1 pseudogene is annotated in these 255 nt (G+C 47.1%); it reads left to right on the top strand.

The features are described 5' to 3' along the window. Positions 1–255 (top strand): annotated as a pseudogene (locus NLF92_RS13395) (iron-containing alcohol dehydrogenase); the annotation flags it as partial.

Raw genomic sequence — 255 nt, forward strand, 5'->3', positions numbered from 1 at the left:
AGCTTAATGGCTGGGCTCGCGTTTGGAAATGCAGGGGTCGGAGCCGTCCATGCCCTCGCTTATCCCCTAGGCGGTCGGTTCCATTTATCTCACGGGATGAGTAACGCCGTAATGCTTCCTCATGTATTAAAGGTGAATGCACCGTTTTGCGCAGACAAACTCTATAGTGTGGCAAAGTTACTAAAAGTATGTGAGCGGCATCATTCTAAAGATGAGGCTATAAAACTGCTACTTGCTGCAATTGAGAAGTTATGT

It is taken from the genome of Opacimonas viscosa (assembly GCF_024199005.1).
Taxonomy (GTDB): Bacteria; Pseudomonadota; Gammaproteobacteria; order Enterobacterales; family Alteromonadaceae; genus Opacimonas; species Opacimonas viscosa.